Raw genomic sequence first — 16,356 nt, forward strand, 5'->3', positions numbered from 1 at the left:
CCGATGAGAGCGACTATGGGCCGTCTGCCGGATCGCTCTCGGCTTCCGTCGACCGGAAAGCGCCGCCCTGCGCGGCCAGTGCCGCGGCCGCGGCCGTCCGCTCCGGAAGTCCGGCGTCTGCCGGGGTGCGCAACAGCACCAACCGGTGGTACACCGGCGCCGTAGCCGCGACAAGCACTGCGCGCGTATCGGTGTCGGCCGGAACCTCTCCGCGCTCGATCGCGCGCCGCACGACGATCTCGCATTGCGTATAGCGCTCCTCCCACAGTTGCCGTAGCGCTCGCGCCGCGTCTTCCGAACGGAAGGACACCGCGATCAGCGCCATCGCGATCGAGGATTTCTCGGTGAGCGAATCCTGGATCTCGCGGTTCAACGCGGTGAGATCACCGCGCAGCGCACCGGTGTCGGGTGGATGCCAATCCAAATCGCTTGCGGCGGCGAAGACGTCGGCGATCAGGCCGCCGACATCGCGCCAGCGGCGATACACGGTGGTGCGGTGCACACCGGCGCGGGCGGCGACCGTATCGACGGTCAGCGCGTCGTAACCGTGCTCGGTCAGTTCCGCCTCGACGGCCGCGAGGACCTGAGCGCGAATGCGGGCGGTGCGGCCGCCCGGCCTGGGCCGCGGCGGGGCGGCGGTCTCTGTGACAGGGGTCAAGGAAGCTATCCGGTTGCTCGGCGGGACATGATGTGTAATGATCCTAACGCAACGTTTGTCGCACTAGTGAGGTCGCCAATGCTCATTCGAAGTGTTCACCAGGCTCTGCGGTCGCCCCTGACCGTGTCGTCGTCGAATGCTTCGGAGGTAATTCGTGCCCACGCAGATCACCGCGCTCGCGGTCGGCAAGTCCTACAACGGCCGCACGGTTCTCGATGCGGTCACCTGCTCGCTCGGCGCGGGTGAACGCACCGGCATCATCGGCGAGAACGGGTCCGGCAAGAGCACGCTGCTGCGCCTGTTCGCCGGATGCGAGCAGCCCGACGAGGGCGAACTCATCGTGCACGCCGAGGGCGGCGTCGGCTATCTGGCCCAGGACGAGCGGCTCCCCGCGCACCTGAGCGTCCAGCAGATCATCGACCGGTCGCTGCACGAGCTGCGCCGGATCGAGGAACGGATGCGCCGTCTCGAACGGGAGATGTCCACCGGCGACGAGTCCCACCTCGACGAATACGCCGAACTGGCAACGGCTTTCGAGCTGCGCGGCGGCTACGATGCCGATGCCCGGGTGGAGCGAGCCCTGCACGGACTCGGGCTGGGATTGGTTCCGCGTGATCGAACGGCCGGCGCACTGTCCGGCGGGGAACAGGTCCGCCTGCGCTTGGCGGCCCTGCTCGCCGCGGCACCCGAGGTGCTGCTGCTGGACGAGCCGACCAACCATCTCGACGACGACGCCCTGACCTGGCTCGAGGACCATCTTCGGACCCGGCCCGGCACCACGGTGACCGTCTCCCACGACCGCACCTTCCTCGAGCGGGTGGCGACCACGCTGCTCGAGGTGGATGCCGACCGTCGACGGGTCGTGCGCTACGGCAACGGATACCGCGGCTACCTCGCCGAACGCGTTGCGGCGCAACAGCGTTGGGCGCAGGCCCATCTGCGCTGGCAGAGCGAGGCCGACCAGCTGCGCAACACCATCGCCACCACCGCACGACGGGTGGCGCCGGGGCGCGCGATGAAGGACAACAACAAGATGGCCTACGACCGGGCGGGCGGCCGCGTGCAGCAGTCGCTGGCGGGCCGGGTCCGCAACGCCGAGGAACGTCTGCGGCGGCTGCTGGCCGATCCGGTGCCGCCACCGCCGGAACCGTTGCGGTTCAAGGCGATTCCCTCGGCGGGGCGCGCGCGGGGCGTCGTGCTGGAGGCCACCGAGGTCGCGGTGGCGGGCAGGTTGTCACCGACGAGCGTGCGGGTGTCGGCGGGCGAGCGGCTGCTGATCACCGGCCCGAACGGCGCGGGCAAGTCCACGCTGTTACGGGTCCTGGCGGGCGAGCTCACGCCCGACCGCGGCACGGTGATCCGGCGTGGCCGTGCCGGTTACCTCGCTCAGGAACCGCGTCCCGCCGCACCCGGTCAGACCTTGCTGTCCGCGTTCGCCGAGGGCCGTCCGCGGCAGCCCGACGAGCACACCGAACGCCTGCTGTCCCTGGGCCTGTTCACCCGCGGCCAGCTCACGCACCGGGTGGAGCATCTGTCCACCGGCCAGCGGCAGCGGCTCGAACTGGCACGACTGGTCAGCGAACCCTCGGAGCTACTGCTCCTGGACGAGCCCACCAACCACCTCTCACCCGGACTCGTCGAGGATTTGGAGGCCGCCCTAGCCGACTATCGCGGCGCTCTGATCGTGGTCAGCCACGATCGCCGACTCCGGGAACGCTGGCGCGGCGCCCGCCTCGACCTGCGCGCCTTGACCTCAGCCTGATTCCGGTCATCGACCACTCGAACACGTACCGACAGAGCGGATTTAGCATGCCCAGACAGCCCCCGCGCACCGCACCCACCGTGCCGCACCCGACACACGCCCGCACCGGCTGGCTTCGCGACCATGCCGTACCACTGGCCCATCTCGACCCGAACGACCCGCTCGATGACCTGGAGCCGCTGCGCGAGATCATCGGCGGGGCCCGCGTCGTCGCGATCGGCGAAAACTCCCATTTCATCAGCGAATTCGCGCGGATGCGGCAGCGCCTCCTGCGCTTCCTGGTCGAACGCTGCGGCTTCACCGTCCTCGCCTTCGAGTACGGCTTCAGCGAGGGCTTCCCCCTCGACGCCTGGGCGCAGGGCGCGGGCGCCGATGACGAGCTGGCGGCCCACCTGGCCGGCACGATCCCGGTGGGCGTCGGCGAGCCGTTGCGCTGGATTCGCCGGCACAACGCCACGGCGGCCACTCCGGTGCGTTTCGCCGGTATCGATGTCCCGGCGGCGGGCGGGTCGCTGCTCCCCGCGCTGGCGCCGGTCGCGGACTACCTGCGTGAGGTCGATCCGCAGATGCTGCCGGTGGTGGAGACGGCGACGCGGATCGCCGCTTCCTTCGCCGGGGCCTCCGCGGCCTCGGCCGCGCCGGCGTGGACTCGCCTTCCGGCCGCCGATCAGGACGCGCTGAGCGCGATCCTGGCACGCCTGCTCATCCGCTTCCGGGCCGTCGAATCGCTGTACGTGTCCCGCGGCGATCAGCGCGCCTACGACCTCGCGCGCCGCCACCTCGAGGCCGCGGCCGACGCCGATTACGGCTTCCGCGCCATGGCCGACCTCTTCGCCGGAACAGGGCTCGCCGCAGACACTTCGGCCCGCGACAGCTACATGGCCGGCTCGGTCCTGTGGCATCTGGCACGCTGTGCACCCGGAACGCGCATGGTCCTGATGGCCCACAACGCGCACATCCAGAAGGAGCCGGTCTCCTTCGACGGGCGCCTGACCAGATTTCCCATGGGCCACTACCTGCACCGCGCCCTGGGTGACGACTACTTCGCCCTCGGCCTGACCAGCACCGAGGGACAGACCGCGGATATGCGCCCCGACGAGAACGCGCCCTTCGGCTTCACCGTCGCACCCACGCCCCTGCGGCGGCCCGAACCCGGAAGCATCGAATCTTCCTTCAGCGACGCGGATTTCGGGCTCGGTCTGGCCGATCTTCGCCGTGCCCGCCGCGAAGTCACCGCCGGTCCCGGCCGCACCCGGCTACAGAGCGCCTACCTCCACGTCCCCGTTCTCACCGCCTTCGACGCCATGCTGAACACCGCGAACTCCACGGTGTTCGATGACGTCGCTGTCCCCAGTTGTCGCCATTGGAGTTGATCATTCGGGGTGTGGTTCTACTTGGTTATGAATACCGCACAGGGCGTGGGTCCTCGCCTATTACTGCTTCGATATGTCATGGCTGTGCTGGCGGTGATCGGCACCGTGATGGTCGCGGTCGCGCCGACGGCGTCCGCGGGGGCGAGCGGCGTCACCTGTCCGACCAAGCCGCGGCCGAGCGGTAAAGTGCTGCAAGGCTATTGGGAGAACTGGGACGGTGCGTCCAACGGTGTGCACCCGGGGATGGGGTGGATTCCGATCACCGACTCCCGCATCGCCGCGCACGGTCACAACGTCATCAACGCGGCGTTCCCGGTGATCGAGTCGAACGGGACGGCGCGCTGGGAGGACGGGATGGACTCGACCGTGAAGGTCGCGACCCCGGCGGAGATGTGCCAGGCCAAGGCGGCCGGCGCGACCATCCTGCTGTCCATCGGCGGCGCGGCGGCGGGTATCGACCTCAACTCCAGCGCCGTCGCGGACCGCTTCATCGCGACCATCGTGCCGATCCTGAAGCAGTACAACTTCGACGGCATCGACATAGATATCGAGACCGGCCTCGTCGGCAGCGGCAGCATCAAAACGCTGTCGAGCTCCCAGTCCAACCTGATTCGCATCATCGACGGCGTGCTCGCCCAGATGCCGGCGGGCTTCGGCCTGACCATGGCCCCGGAGACCGCCTACGTCACCGGCGGCAGCGTCACCTACGGCTCGATCTGGGGCGCCTACCTGCCGATCATCAAGAAGTACGCCGACAACGGCCGCCTGTGGTGGCTGAACATGCAGTACTACAACGGCAGCATGTACGGCTGCGCGGGCGACTCCTACCAGGCCGGCACCGTCCAGGGCTTCGTCGCCCAAACCGACTGCCTGGCAAAGGGACTCAATATCCAGGGCACCACGATCACGGTCCCCTACGACAAGCAGGTCCCCGGTCTGCCCGCCCAGCCCGGCGCGGGCGGCGGCTACATGCCCCCGAACCTGGTCGCCCAGGCCTGGAACCACTACGGCAGCGGCTCGGGCAACCCGTTGAAGGGCCTGATGACCTGGTCGATCAACTGGGACGGCTCCCGCGCCTGGACCTTCGGCGACAACGTCAAATCTCTTCAGGGCCGCCGAAGCGCCAACGGCTAACGGAGAACTGCGCGCGCGGCGTAGATCAGCACACCGAGGCCTACCACCGCGACCCCGGCGAGCACCGAGTTCAGTGGCACAGTGAAGGCCAGCAGTAGGCAGCCGCTCAGTCCGATCAGGGGGATCGGTCTGGGCGGTCGGCCTTCGTCCGGGGTGAGTGTCCAAGCCGCCGCGTTGGCGACGGCGTAGTAGAGCAGGACGCCGAACGACGAGAAGCCGATCACCGCACGCAGGTCGGCGGTCGCGGCGGCGACGGTCACCACGACGCCGACGGCGATCTCGGCCCGGTGCGGCACCGCGAAGCGCGGATGGACCGCGGCCAGCGCCTTCGGCAGGTGCCGGTCGCGCGCCATGGCCAGGGTCGTCCGTGACACCCCGAGGACCAGGGCCAGCAGCGAACCCAGCGCCGCGACGGCCGCGCCTACCCGCACCACCGGCGTCAACCACTCGGCTCCGGACGCGCGGGCCAGCTCCGCCAACGGCGCGCTCGCCGCGGCCAGCCGCTGCGGGCCGAGCACGGTCAACGCGGCCACGGCCAAGACCGCGTAGACGAGCAACGTGATGCCCAGGGCGAGCGGTATGGCGCGCGGGATCGTGCGCGCCGGATCACGCACCTCCTCGCCGAGGGTCGCGATGCGCGCGTAGCCGGCGAACGCGAAGAACAGCAGGCCCGCCGCCTGCAACGATCCGGCGAAGGTCGCGTCCGAACCTGGTGCGAGCCAGCCCATTTCGACGTGCCCCGAGGTGAAGGCGGCCACCGCCACCGCGGCCAGCACCGCGAGCACTACCGCGACGATCGCGCGAGTCGACCACGCCGATTTCTGTACCCCGATGTAGTTCACCGCCGTCACCCCGACCACCGAGGCGGCCGCGACGGCGTGCGCGTGCGCCGGCCACAGGTAGGCGCCGACGGTCAGTGCCATCGCCGCGCACGAGGCGGTCTTGCCGACGATGAAGGCCCACCCCGCGAGGTAGCCCCAGAACGCGCCGAGGCGTTGGCGCCCATACACATACGTGCCGCCCGAGGCGGGATACCGCGCGGCCAGTCGCGCCGAGGAGGTCGCGTTGCAATAGGCGACCACGCCGGCCACCGCGAGCCCGATGAGCAGCCCGGAACCCGCCGCGCGCGCCGCGGGCGCGAGCGCGGCGAAGATACCCGCCCCGATCATCGCCCCCAGCCCGATCACCACGGCGTCGGTCGGCCCGAGCCGCCGACGCAGCTCGCCCGCCTTTGTCGGCGCGTTGTCGGACTCGACCATGAATTCTCCTCGTGCCACTTCTAATCGGGCGGGCAGTATCGAACCCTAGTACATCAAACCAGTTTGATGTATCTTCGGTGCATGGTCGACCGAATCGAGGTTCCGCAGCTGATGCGGATGGCGGCGCACCCCTTGCGCTGGGCGCTGCTGACCGAACTCGCCGCAGGCGATCTGCGGGTGCGGGAGCTGACCACGGCGGTCGGCGAGCCACAGAATCTGGTCTCCTACCATCTGCGGCTGCTGCGCTCGGCCGGGCTGATCACCATGCGGCGCAGCAGTTTCGACGGCCGCGACAGCTACTACCATCTCGACCTGACCCGCTGCGGCACGGCCTTCGCCGAGGCCGCCGTGGCGCTCCATCCCGGTCTGGCCCCGGCCGCCGCGACGCCCGCGCCCGCGAGCGCCGCCGTGCTGTTCCTGTGCACCGGTAACAGCGCCCGCTCACCGATGGCGGAGGGTCTGCTGCGTCACCGCACCGGCGGGCGCGTCGAAGTGGCCAGCGCCGGAAGCCATCCCAAGCCCGCGCTGCATCGCAACGCGGTGCGGGTCATGCGCGAGCACTACGACATCGACCTCGACGGTCACCCGACCACGCCGCTGTCCGCCGTCGCCGGCCGCCGCTTCGACTACGTGATCACGTTGTGCGACAAGGTCCGTGAGGTCCAGCGCGACCACGGAGCGGCCACCCTCGCGCACTGGAGCCTGCCCGACCCGGCGGGCGCCGCCGCCACCGACCAGGCCAGCTACCCCGAATTCCGCCGTGTCGCAGCCGAACTCGACACCCGTATCCATTTCCTGCTCAACCAGCTCACGCCCGCATCGATGAGGAGTACCGATCATGCCGAACACCGCAACTGAACAGGCCAGCGTCCGCTACATCGTCGACGACGTAGCGGCCGCCATCGGCTTCTACACCGCCCACCTCGGCTTCACCGTCGACCTCGACGCCGCCCCGGCCTTCGCGTCGGTCAGCCGAGGACCCCTGCGGCTGCTGCTGGCCGGGCCGAAGAGTTCCGCCGGTCGCCCCATGCCCGACGGCGTCACACCCCAGCCGGGCGGCTGGAACCGCATCCACCTCATCGTCGACGACATCGCCGCCGAGGTCGAGAAGCTGCGGGCCGCCGGAGTGAACTTCCGCAACGACATCGTCGAAGGCCCTGGCGGACAACAGATCCTACTGCTGGACCCGGCGGGCAACGTCGTGGAGCTCTTCCAGCCCGCCGCCCGATGACGCCGCGGCCCGCGGGGCTGCACGCGGCCCTCGAGTTCCTGTGGAGATGGCGTACCCTGCTGGCGACGTGCGCGATGGTGCTCGTCGCCGCCGCGCTGATCCCGCAGCCCACCACCGAGCAGCTACGGGCCTGGACCGACCTCGCCGGCCCGTTCGCGCCGCTGATGTTCCTGGGCATCCACATCGTGGCCACGGTCACGCCGATACCCCGGGTCGTGTTCACCCTCAGCGCCGGGCTGCTGTTCGGGCCCGTGCTGGGCGTGGGCCTGGCCCTCACCGCGGCCACCGCCAGTGCCGTCCTCGCGCTGCTGGTGGTGCGCGCTCTCGGGCGTGACCGCGTGGCGGCCCGTCTCACGCACCCCTCGATCCGCGCCATCGACCGCCGACTGGAACACCGTGGCTGGCTCGCGGTCGGGTCGCTGCGGCTCGTGGTCTCCATTCCGTTCGCCATCGTGAACTACTGCGCGGCGCTCTCCTCGGTGCGGCTGCTGCCCTACGGCGTGGCCACCGTCGTGGGGCTGCTGCCGGGCACCGTCTGCACGGTCCTGCTCGGCGACGCGCTCACGGGCGGAATCGATTTCGCCGCGCTCATCGTTTCCGGCGTCTTCCTCGTCGTCGGCGTGATCGGTCTGGTCATCGATGCCAAACTCGATACGCCGATCGCGGTGGAAGCCGAGCCCGCCGGCCGTTGACGGAATCCGCTGTGGCCCTTCAGCGATTCCGAGAAGTGTTAGGGACGCCGATGACGGCGGCGAAGCCCGGCGCGCACGGCGTAGGCCAGTGCGCCGAGTCCTACCACCGCGATCCCCGCGAGCACCGACTTCCGTCGGCGGCTCGATGTCCGAACTCGCTGTGACTCGTCGGTCGAACCCGAAACATCTTGCGGGGCATAGCGATGGAAGCGGATGACGCCGGACCAAGGGCGGCGCATGGGCTTGTAGGGATCGGGCTGGGGGAGATAGGTGAAGGGCCGCAGGAACCACGGCGCGCGGCCGAGTTTGCGGGCGTTCAGGAGCAGCTCCTCGATCTCGAGGGGATGCCAGTCGAGGCCCTCGAAGTACGCGAGCCCGCCGGGCGGCGTGAATTTGAGCGGGGCGTTGTCGAGCAGGGAGTCCGAATTCATGTTCATCGAGCTGAGCAGGATGTCACCCATCCACCAGCCGACCTCCGGTCTGGCCAGCGCGCGCAGCAACTCGGTGACCGTGTCGAGGTCGAGGTAGAGCAGCAAACCTTCGGTGAGGACCAGTGCTTTGGTCGCGCGCTCGGTCACCGGGCCGATCGCCCCGAGCGCCTCGTCGAGGAACTTCTCGCGCGCTTCGTGATCGGAGAGGTCGACCGCGCGGCGGATCAGCGTGCAGCGCGGCGTCTCGGCGGCGAGCGCGGCCTCCTTCTCCTCCAGAATCCCGGGCAGGTCCGCCTCGACCCAGACGAAGTCGGCGGGCAGGTCGAGCCGGTACGGGCGGGTGTCCAATCCGGCGGCCAGGTTCAGGACCCGGTCGCAGCCCTCGGCGATGGACTTGGCGATGAGGTCGTCGATGAGCGCGGTGCGGGCGATCAGCGGCCAGCCGTTGCGCATGACGCGCGGGGCGGCGTCGGCGATGGCGTAGCCCTGGGGTCCGGCGAGGCGGTCGGCCAGCGGGTCGTGGAACAGCGCGTCGGGGCGTGCGGTTTCGCGGGCGCGGTAGGCGGCGACCCACCGCGCGGTGTCCGATACGTTCGAGATGGGTGTTTTCCCGCCAGTCATGCGGCTCAGTCTGGCACAGGCCGGACCGGTCGCCATTGTGGTCAGCGTCACGTTGCGGACGGTTCAGAGGTGTTGTGCGGGAGTCTGTTCCGCTGCGCTCAGGCCGGGTGGAAGGCGTTCGCGCCGACCTCGCCGGGGTCGAGCAGGTGAGCGAGGAACAGCCGGGTCGTCGGGGTGGGTGTGCGGGTGGTGATGGCGTGCCACGGCCGGTCCAGGGGCGTGCCCGTGACCGGAAGGACTTGCAGCGCACCGGATTCGAGGTCCTGCGAGACGGCGTCGCTGTGTATCAGCGTGACGCCCAGCCCTTCCCGGGCTGCGGCCAGGACCGCGCCGTGGCTGCCGAGGGTGAGGGTGGGCGGGGTGATCTCGAGATCGTCGAGCAGGGCCAGGGTGGCGTCGCGGGTACCGGAGCCGCGCCCGCGCAGCAGCCAGGTGGTGCGCAGCGGATCGGGGCAGTGCTCGGCCGAGCCGACGACGATCAGCCGGCTCGGCCTGCGGGCGCGCACGACCAGTCCGGTGTTGCGCGGCGGACGGCCCGCGATGACGAGATCCGTTTCGTGGTGCTGCAATTCGAGGAACAGCACGTCGCGCGGGTGCACCGACAGGCTCAGCTCGATGTCGGGGTAGCGGTCGCGGAACGAGGCGAGCGGGCGCAGCAGCACGTACTCGCCCGCGGTGGCGACGACGCCGATGCGCAGCCGCCCGGTCTCGGCCTGCTGCACCGCGGCGTGCGCCTCGTTCATCAATCCGAGGATGCTGCGGCAGTATTCGGCGTAGACGCGGCCGGCCTCGGTGATCACGATGCCGCGCCCGGACTTGGCGACGAGCTTGGCCCCGAGCTGCTTCTCGATGTGCGCGACGGCGGCCGAGACCGCGGCCTCGGTGATGTGCAGCTGGGTGGCGGCGCGGCGAATGCTGCTGAGGCGGGCGACCACCAGGAATGTCTCCATCCTGGCCGCGCTGACCGCTCGCATCCGCCGACGGTAGCAAACCCTCGACGGTGACTCTGGTGCCCACGGAATTGACGGCCGCGCGCGAGCGCTGCTGTGTGGAAACATCGTGAGTGTCAGGGCAACCCGACAGCGGCGCGTGACCCCCTTCCGCGCCGCGCCCGAACACCCCGGGACGGTGCGCGTCCCGGGGTGCTCGGTGCGCCGTCCGGAAGTTTTCCAGCACACGCGCCCGCGCTTTCCCCGTCGCGGCGGCGCGAAACCTGACTATTCGGTTGAGTTTTCGCAGGAACAATCAAATTGTTTGTTGTCCGCGCCGCCGTCATCCTGGAATTCGTCAGGCACCCGACCCGGTGACCCGCCGCAGCGACCGCCAGGAGGAACGATGGCCGAGGAAATCCAGCGGGACCGGTGGGATCCGGGCGTCCAATCGTATGCGTCGATGGGGTATTACGCGCCGGACTATCAGCCCGCGGACACCGATGTGCTCGCCGTCTTCCGGGTGACCCCGCAGCCGGGCGTCGACCCGATCGAGGCCGCGGCCGCGGTGGCGGGCGAATCGTCCACGGCGACATGGACGGTGGTGTGGACCGACCGGCTGACCGCGCACTCGAAGTACCAGGCCAAGTGCTACCGCATCGACGAGGTGCCCGGCCGGCCGGGGGAGTATTTCGCCTATGTCGCTTACGATCTCGACCTGTTCGAGGAGGGGTCGATCACCAACCTGACGTCCTCGGTGATCGGCAATGTGTTCGGGTTCAAGCCACTGCTCGCGCTCCGCCTGGAGGACATGCGGATTCCGGTGGCGTACGTGAAGACCTTCCAGGGCCCACCGCACGGCACGGTGATGGAGCGCGAATATCTGAACAAATACGGCCGCCCGCTGCTCGGCGCCACGGTGAAACCGAAACTCGGTCTGTCGGCGCGCAATTACGGCCGGGTGGTCTATGAGGCGTGCAAGGGCGGCCTGGATTTCACCAAGGACGACGAGAACATCAACTCCCAGCCGTTCATGCGCTGGCGCGACCGCTACCTGTTCGCGATGGAGGGCGTCAACCGCGCGATGGCCGAGACGGGGGAGATCAAAGGCCACTATCTGAACGTCACCGCGGCGTCGATGGAGGACATGTACGAGCGCGCCGAGTTCGCCAAGGAGCTGGGCAGCGTCGTCATCATGATGGACCTGACCGTGGGATACACGGCGATGCAGTCGATGTCGCACTGGGCGCGGCGCAACGGGGTGCTGCTGCACCTGCACCGGGCGGGTCACTCCACGTTCACCCGGCAGAAGACCCACGGGGTCAGTTTCCGGGTGCTGGCCAAGTGGTGCAGGCTGATCGGCGTCGATCACCTGCACGCGGGCACCGTGGTCGGCAAGCTGGAGGGCGATCCGGCGACCACCCGCGGCTTCTACGACACGTTGCGCGACAACCACATTCCCGCGAATCCGGGCAACGGCATCTTCTTCGACCAGGACTGGGCCAGCCTGCCCGGCGTGCTGCCGGTGGCCTCCGGCGGGATCCACGCCGGCCAGATGCACCAGCTGCTCGACCTTTTCGGCGACGACGTGATCCTGCAGTTCGGCGGCGGCACCATCGGGCATCCGCTGGGCATCGCGGCCGGCGCCGAGGCCAACCGGGTCGCGCTCGAGGCGGTCGTCAAGGCCCGCAACGAGGGTCGCGATCTGCTGAAGGAGGGCCCGGACGTGCTGCGCAAGGCGGCCGAGATCAGCCGCCCGCTCGACGTCGCGCTCGCGACCTGGGGCGAGGTCACCTTCGACTACACCTCCACCGACGCGCCGGACGCGGTGCCGACGGCCACTCGCTGAAACCCCTTGGAGCTCAACTCATGTACCTGCGTCACGGAACGTTTTCGTATCTGCCGGAGTTCACCGACGCGGAGATCGCCGCTCAGGTGCGCTACGCGCTGCTCAACAGCTGGCCGGTGTCCATCGAGTACACCGATGATCCCCACCCCCGCAACGCCTACTGGGAGATGTGGGGCCTGCCGCTGTTCGACCTGGACGAGCCCGACGGCGTGCTCGCCGAGATCAACGCCTGCCGGGCGACTTTCCCGCGCCACTACGTGCGGGTGCTGGCCTACGACGCCCGCTTCGGCAGGCAGACGACGGCGCTGAGCTTCCTGGTGCAGCGCCCGGCCGACGAGCCCGGCTTCGCGCTCACCCGTGCCGAAGGCCCGGATCGGCGGCAGAAGTACGGACTGCACTCCTACGCCACCGATCAGCGCCAGGGGCAGCGGTATGGCGGCTGAGGCCAACGGTTTTCGACTGCATCGTCCCGGCGTCGGCGACGGCAGGCCGGTGCGCGCCGAGTCCGCCGAGCCCGAGATCCTGGATGACGATGCGGTGCTGGATCTTTCGACCGATATCGCGGGCGGCGACGTCGAGGACACGCTGCGCAGGCTCGACGCCGAGCTCGTCGGCCTGGCCAACGTCAAGCGCCGGGTGCGCGAGATCGCGGCGTTGCTGCTGATCGACCGGGCCAGGCAGCGGTTCGGCCTGAGCTCCTCGCGCCCGACCATGCACATGAGCTTCACCGGCGGGCCGGGCACCGGCAAGACGACCGTCGCGCTGCGCATGGCCGAGATGCTGCACGCACTGGGCTACATCCGAAAACCGAAGGTGCACACTGTCACCCGCGACGATCTCGTCGGCCAGTTCATCGGCCACACCGCGCCCAAGACCAAGGAGGCGCTAGCCAAGGCGGCCGGCGGGGTGCTGTTCATCGACGAGGCCTACTACCTGTTCCGCCCGGAGAACGAGCGCGACTACGGGCAGGAGGTCATCGAGATTCTATTGCAGGAGATGGAGAGTGAGCGCGCCAGCCTCGTGGTGATCTTCGCGGGCTACCCGGATCGCATGGAGCGGTTCTTCTCCGCCAACCCGGGGCTGTCCTCCCGGGTGGCCCATCATCTCGAGTTCACCGACTACACCCACGCCGAACTCATGGGCATCGCCGAACTCATGGTGGCGGGGGAGAACTTTCGCTTCGACGAGCCGGCGCACTCCGCCTTCGCCGAGTACCTGGCGCTGCGGATGACCCGGCCGCGCTTCTCCAACGCGCGCAGCGTCCGCAACGCGCTCGACCGGTGCCGGCTGCGGCAGGCCAAGCGGCTGGTCGAGCTGCACACGCCGCTGACCAAGACCGACCTGATCACGCTGACCGACCGAGATGTCTACGGCAGCAGCGTGTTCAGCGACAGCAGTGTATTCACCGACAGCAGCGAGACGCGGGAGGGCCCGAGCGCGCGGGCCCCGGCGTGACGAGATCGAGGCGCCCATGCCAGAAGGACTGAAGACGCTCACCCGCTACACGATCGAGCAGGAGCATCGCCACCCCGGCTCGTCCGGGGAGTTCTCCGCGCTGGTCAATGTCGTCGCGACGGCGACGAAGATCATCGCCAACCAGGTGACCCGCGGCGCCATCGTCGGCTCGCTCGGCGCCGCCGAGCCCGACAACCTGCCGCGGGCCGTGCACCGCAAGCTCGACGCCATCGCCAACGACGTCATGGTGGCCGAGACGCAGTGGACCGGCCACCTGGCCGCGCTGCTCTCGGAGCAGATGCCTGCCATCCACCCGGTGCCCGACGAGCATCGGCGCGGCAAGTACCTGCTGGCGTTCGATCCGCTCGACGGCTCGTCCAATATCGACGTAAACCTGCCTGTGGGAACGATTTTCAGCGTGCTGCGCGCCGCCGAACGGGTCGGCGGCGCGCCCACCGCCGACGACTTCCTCCAGCCCGGTGTCCGTCAGGTCTGCGCCGGATTCACCCTCTACGGCCCGGCGACCATGTTGGTGCTCACCACAGGCAGTGGGGTCGACGGGTTCACCCTCGACCGGGAGATCGGCGCGTTCGTGCTGACCCATCCGCGGATGCGCATCCCCGAGGACACCTCCGGCTTCGCCATCAACGCCGCCAACGAGCGCTTCTGGGAGCGGCCGGTGCGCCGGTACGTGCACGAGTGCCTCGACGGGGTGGAGGGGCCGCGCGGGCGCGACTTCAATATGCGCTGGGTCGCTTCGCTGGTCGCCGACGCCTTCCACATTCTGACCAGGGGCGGGGTGTATCTGTACCCGCACGACGACCGCCCGCCGGTGCGGCCCGGGCGGGTCTCGCTGCTCTACGGCGCCAATCCGATCGCGTTCATCGTCGAGCAGGCCGGCGGGTGGGCGACCACGGGCGGCGAACGGGTCCTGGAGGTGCCCCCCGAGCACATGCACCACCAGGTGCCGTTGATCTTCGGCTCGCGCAACGAGGTCGAGCGGATCGAGCGCTACCACAGCGAGCCCGACGAGGGGCACGTCTTCGACAGCTCGTTGTTCGGCTCGCGGTCGCTGTTCCGGCCTGCGCCGCACTGAAAACCGTAGGAGGTGTCATGTCGGTCAAGCATCCCGTCGTCGCCATCACCGGATCGTCCGGCGCGGGAACGACGAGCGTCACGCGGACATTTCAGGAGATCTTCCGCCGTGAAGGCATCAATGCCGTTGTCGTGGAGGGTGATTCGTTCCACCGCTACGACCGCGACGAGATGAAGCTGGCGATGGCCGAGGCCGAGCAGAACCGCGATACGACGTTCTCACACTTCGGCGAGCAGGCCAATCTGCTCGAGGAGCTGGAGAAGTTGTTCCGCGACTACGGCGAGACAGGTGTCGGATCGGTGCGCAAGTACCTGCACGACGAGCACGAGGCCAAGCCGTACGGGCAGCCCGCGGGCACGTTCACGCCGTGGCAGGATCTCGCGCCGGGCAGCGACCTGCTGTTCTACGAGGGGCTGCACGGGGCGGCGGTGACCGACAGCGTGAACGTCGCGCGGTACGCGGACCTGCTGGTCGGCGTGGTGCCCATCGTGAACCTCGAGTGGATCCAGAAGGTGATCCGCGACAAGACCGAACGCGGATACTCGAGCGAGGCGGTGATCGACACGATCCTGCGGCGCATGCCCGACTACGTGAAGTACATCTGCCCGCAGTTCTCCCACACCTACGTCAACTTCCAGCGGGTGCCGACGGTGGACACCTCGAACCCGTTCATCGCCCGCAGCATCCCGACCGCCGACGAGAGCTTCGTCGTCATCCGCTTCGCCGACCCGAAGGTGATCGACTTCCCCTACCTGCTGTCGATGCTGCACGACTCGTTCATGTCGCGCCCGAACTGCATCGTGGTGCCCGGCGGCAAGATGGAACTGGCCATGCAGCTGATCTTCACGCCGCTGATCCTGCGGCTGATGGACAAGCGCCCGAAGCGCTCTCGCTGATCGCGGCGTGCTGGGTTACCCTCGTACCGACCCTATTCAACGAGTTGCATATGCGAGGTGCGGGGATGACTACGTTCCGTGAGGCCGTCGAGGCCAGGGACGCCGCGGCGATCGAGGCGTTGCTCGCCGACGACGTGGTGTTCACCAGCCCGGTCGCGTTCAAGCCCTACCCGGGCAAGGCGCTCACCGCCGCCATCCTGCGCGGGGTGCTGCGCGTGTTCGGCGAGGACTTCCGCTACGTGCGCGAGATCGCCGACGCGGGCGGGCGCGACCACGCGCTGATCTTCGAGGTGACCGTCGACGGCAAGACGGTCAACGGCTGCGACTTCCTGCACTACGACGACGAGGGCAGGATCGACAGCCTCACCGTCATGGTCCGCCCCCTCTCCGCCGCCCAGGCGCTCGCCGAGGCCATGGGCGCGCAGTTCCCGCGCATCCAAGAGGAAGCCTTGGCCGCCGCGCAGATTCAGCCGTAGGGAGTCAATCCGGGAGCAGGGGGACCGACAGGCCCTCACCGCGGTGCAGCAGCGCGGCCCGGGTGACGGCGGCGGAGCCGAAGCGGTGGCGCAGGTCGTCGAGGGTCGCGTCGAGGGTGTTGGCGGCGCGGGCCTCGAAGGGCAGCGACAGCTGGAACGGGTCGGCGTCGGTGAGGTTGGTCAGGGCCAGGCCGATCAGGGTGAGTCCGCGTTCTTCGATCGTCGGCATCGCCGCGGCCAGCAGTGCGCGGGCGGCGTGCAGCAGCGTCTCGGTGTGGTCGGTCGCCTCGGGCAGGGTGTGCGAGCGGGTGGCCCTGGTGAAATCGTCGAAACGTAAGCGCAGCACCAGGGTTCGGCAGATGCGGTCGGCGGCGCGCAACCGTCGGCCCAGGCGGTCGGTGAGGCCGTGCAGGTAGGCCTCGATCTCGTCGGGCGGGTGCGGCACGCGCCCGAGTGCGCGCTGGGCGCCGAGGGAGCGGCGGCGCACGCCGGTC

At 69.3% G+C, this 16,356-nt stretch carries 16 protein-coding genes and 1 pseudogene; 12 read left to right on the top strand and 5 right to left on the bottom strand.

The features are described from left to right. Window positions 1–13 precede the first annotated feature (13 nt). Window positions 14–658, bottom strand: a complete 645-nt coding sequence (locus ON39_RS16515; protein ID WP_040735084.1) for a TetR/AcrR family transcriptional regulator — start codon at window positions 656–658, stop codon at window positions 14–16. Window positions 659–812: 154 nt separating this feature from the next. Between ON39_RS16515 and abc-f the strand changes: the two genes are divergently transcribed. From abc-f to ON39_RS16530, 3 genes are all read left to right on the top strand, one after another. Next, the gene (gene abc-f / locus ON39_RS16520; RefSeq protein ID WP_040735085.1) at window positions 813–2,420 is read left to right on the top strand and encodes a ribosomal protection-like ABC-F family protein; all 1,608 of its coding nucleotides are present in this window, start codon (window positions 813–815) and stop codon (window positions 2,418–2,420) included. A 47-nt stretch (window positions 2,421–2,467) separates the two neighbouring features. Then, a complete protein-coding gene (locus ON39_RS16525) occupies window positions 2,468–3,793 on the top strand; it encodes an erythromycin esterase family protein (protein WP_051186717.1) in 1,326 nt (441 codons plus the stop codon). A 78-nt stretch (window positions 3,794–3,871) separates the two neighbouring features. Next, window positions 3,872–4,927 (top strand): chitinase, encoded by a 1,056-nt coding sequence (locus tag ON39_RS16530; protein ID WP_083894498.1) that lies wholly within the window; start codon window positions 3,872–3,874, stop codon window positions 4,925–4,927. Here ON39_RS16530 and ON39_RS16535 read toward each other — a convergent pair. Then, window positions 4,924–6,186, bottom strand: a complete 1,263-nt coding sequence (locus ON39_RS16535) for an APC family permease (protein ID WP_040735103.1) — start codon at window positions 6,184–6,186, stop codon at window positions 4,924–4,926. The genes ON39_RS16530 and ON39_RS16535 overlap by 4 nt on opposite strands. Window positions 6,187–6,267: 81 nt before the next feature. Between ON39_RS16535 and ON39_RS51155 the strand changes: the two genes are divergently transcribed. Genes ON39_RS51155 through ON39_RS16550 form a run of 3 tightly spaced genes read left to right on the top strand, consistent with a single transcriptional unit; the run spans window position 6,268 to window position 8,109 of the window. Beyond that, window positions 6,268–7,044: an arsenate reductase/protein-tyrosine-phosphatase family protein gene (locus ON39_RS51155; RefSeq protein ID WP_040735104.1), complete on the top strand. Its 777-nt coding sequence runs from the start codon at window positions 6,268–6,270 to the stop codon at window positions 7,042–7,044. After that, window positions 7,025–7,417 carry a VOC family protein gene (locus tag ON39_RS16545; protein WP_040735087.1) on the top strand — a complete coding sequence of 131 codons (393 nt, stop codon included), beginning with the start codon at window positions 7,025–7,027 and terminating at the stop codon, window positions 7,415–7,417. Before ON39_RS51155 ends, ON39_RS16545 begins: the two co-directional genes overlap by 20 nt. Then, entirely contained in the window at window positions 7,414–8,109 is a 696-nt protein-coding gene (locus ON39_RS16550; protein ID WP_083894499.1) for a TVP38/TMEM64 family protein, read from the top strand. Before ON39_RS16545 ends, ON39_RS16550 begins: the two co-directional genes overlap by 4 nt. A 221-nt stretch (window positions 8,110–8,330) precedes the next feature. Here the strand turns inward: ON39_RS16550 and ON39_RS16555 are convergent. Continuing rightward, window positions 8,331–9,161, bottom strand: a pseudogene (locus ON39_RS16555) (class I SAM-dependent methyltransferase); the annotation flags it as partial. Window positions 9,162–9,259: 98 nt separating this feature from the next. After that, window positions 9,260–10,135, bottom strand: a complete 876-nt coding sequence (locus ON39_RS16560; RefSeq protein WP_246002634.1) for a LysR family transcriptional regulator — start codon at window positions 10,133–10,135, stop codon at window positions 9,260–9,262. Window positions 10,136–10,496: 361 nt separating this feature from the next. Between ON39_RS16560 and ON39_RS16565 the strand changes: the two genes are divergently transcribed. From ON39_RS16565 to ON39_RS16590, 6 genes are all read left to right on the top strand, one after another. Beyond that, complete coding sequence (locus ON39_RS16565; RefSeq protein WP_040735088.1) at window positions 10,497–11,939, top strand: form I ribulose bisphosphate carboxylase large subunit; 1,443 nt, start codon at window positions 10,497–10,499, stop codon at window positions 11,937–11,939. A gap of 20 nt (window positions 11,940–11,959) precedes the next feature. Continuing rightward, window positions 11,960–12,382 carry a ribulose bisphosphate carboxylase small subunit gene (locus tag ON39_RS16570; protein ID WP_040735090.1) on the top strand — a complete coding sequence of 141 codons (423 nt, stop codon included), beginning with the start codon at window positions 11,960–11,962 and terminating at the stop codon, window positions 12,380–12,382. Next, on the top strand, window positions 12,372–13,394 hold the full coding sequence (locus ON39_RS16575) for an AAA family ATPase (RefSeq protein ID WP_051186718.1): 1,023 nt from the start codon (window positions 12,372–12,374) through the stop codon (window positions 13,392–13,394). The genes ON39_RS16570 and ON39_RS16575 overlap by 11 nt, the downstream gene beginning before the upstream one ends. 16 nt (window positions 13,395–13,410) lie before the next feature. Further along, on the top strand, window positions 13,411–14,490 hold the full coding sequence (locus ON39_RS16580) for a class 1 fructose-bisphosphatase (protein WP_040735091.1): 1,080 nt from the start codon (window positions 13,411–13,413) through the stop codon (window positions 14,488–14,490). 17 nt (window positions 14,491–14,507) lie between these two features. Continuing rightward, window positions 14,508–15,386, top strand: a complete 879-nt coding sequence (locus tag ON39_RS16585) for a phosphoribulokinase (RefSeq protein ID WP_040735092.1) — start codon at window positions 14,508–14,510, stop codon at window positions 15,384–15,386. Window positions 15,387–15,451: 65 nt separating this feature from the next. Then, window positions 15,452–15,862, top strand: a complete 411-nt coding sequence (locus tag ON39_RS16590) for a nuclear transport factor 2 family protein (protein WP_040735094.1) — start codon at window positions 15,452–15,454, stop codon at window positions 15,860–15,862. A gap of 4 nt (window positions 15,863–15,866) precedes the next feature. Here the strand turns inward: ON39_RS16590 and ON39_RS16595 are convergent. Further along, the coding region (locus tag ON39_RS16595; RefSeq protein ID WP_040735111.1) for a DinB/UmuC family translesion DNA polymerase at window positions 15,867–16,356 on the bottom strand (490 nt) is incomplete at its 5' end.

It is taken from the genome of Nocardia tenerifensis NBRC 101015 (assembly GCF_000308715.1).
Classification (GTDB): Bacteria; Actinomycetota; Actinomycetes; order Mycobacteriales; family Mycobacteriaceae; genus Nocardia; species Nocardia tenerifensis.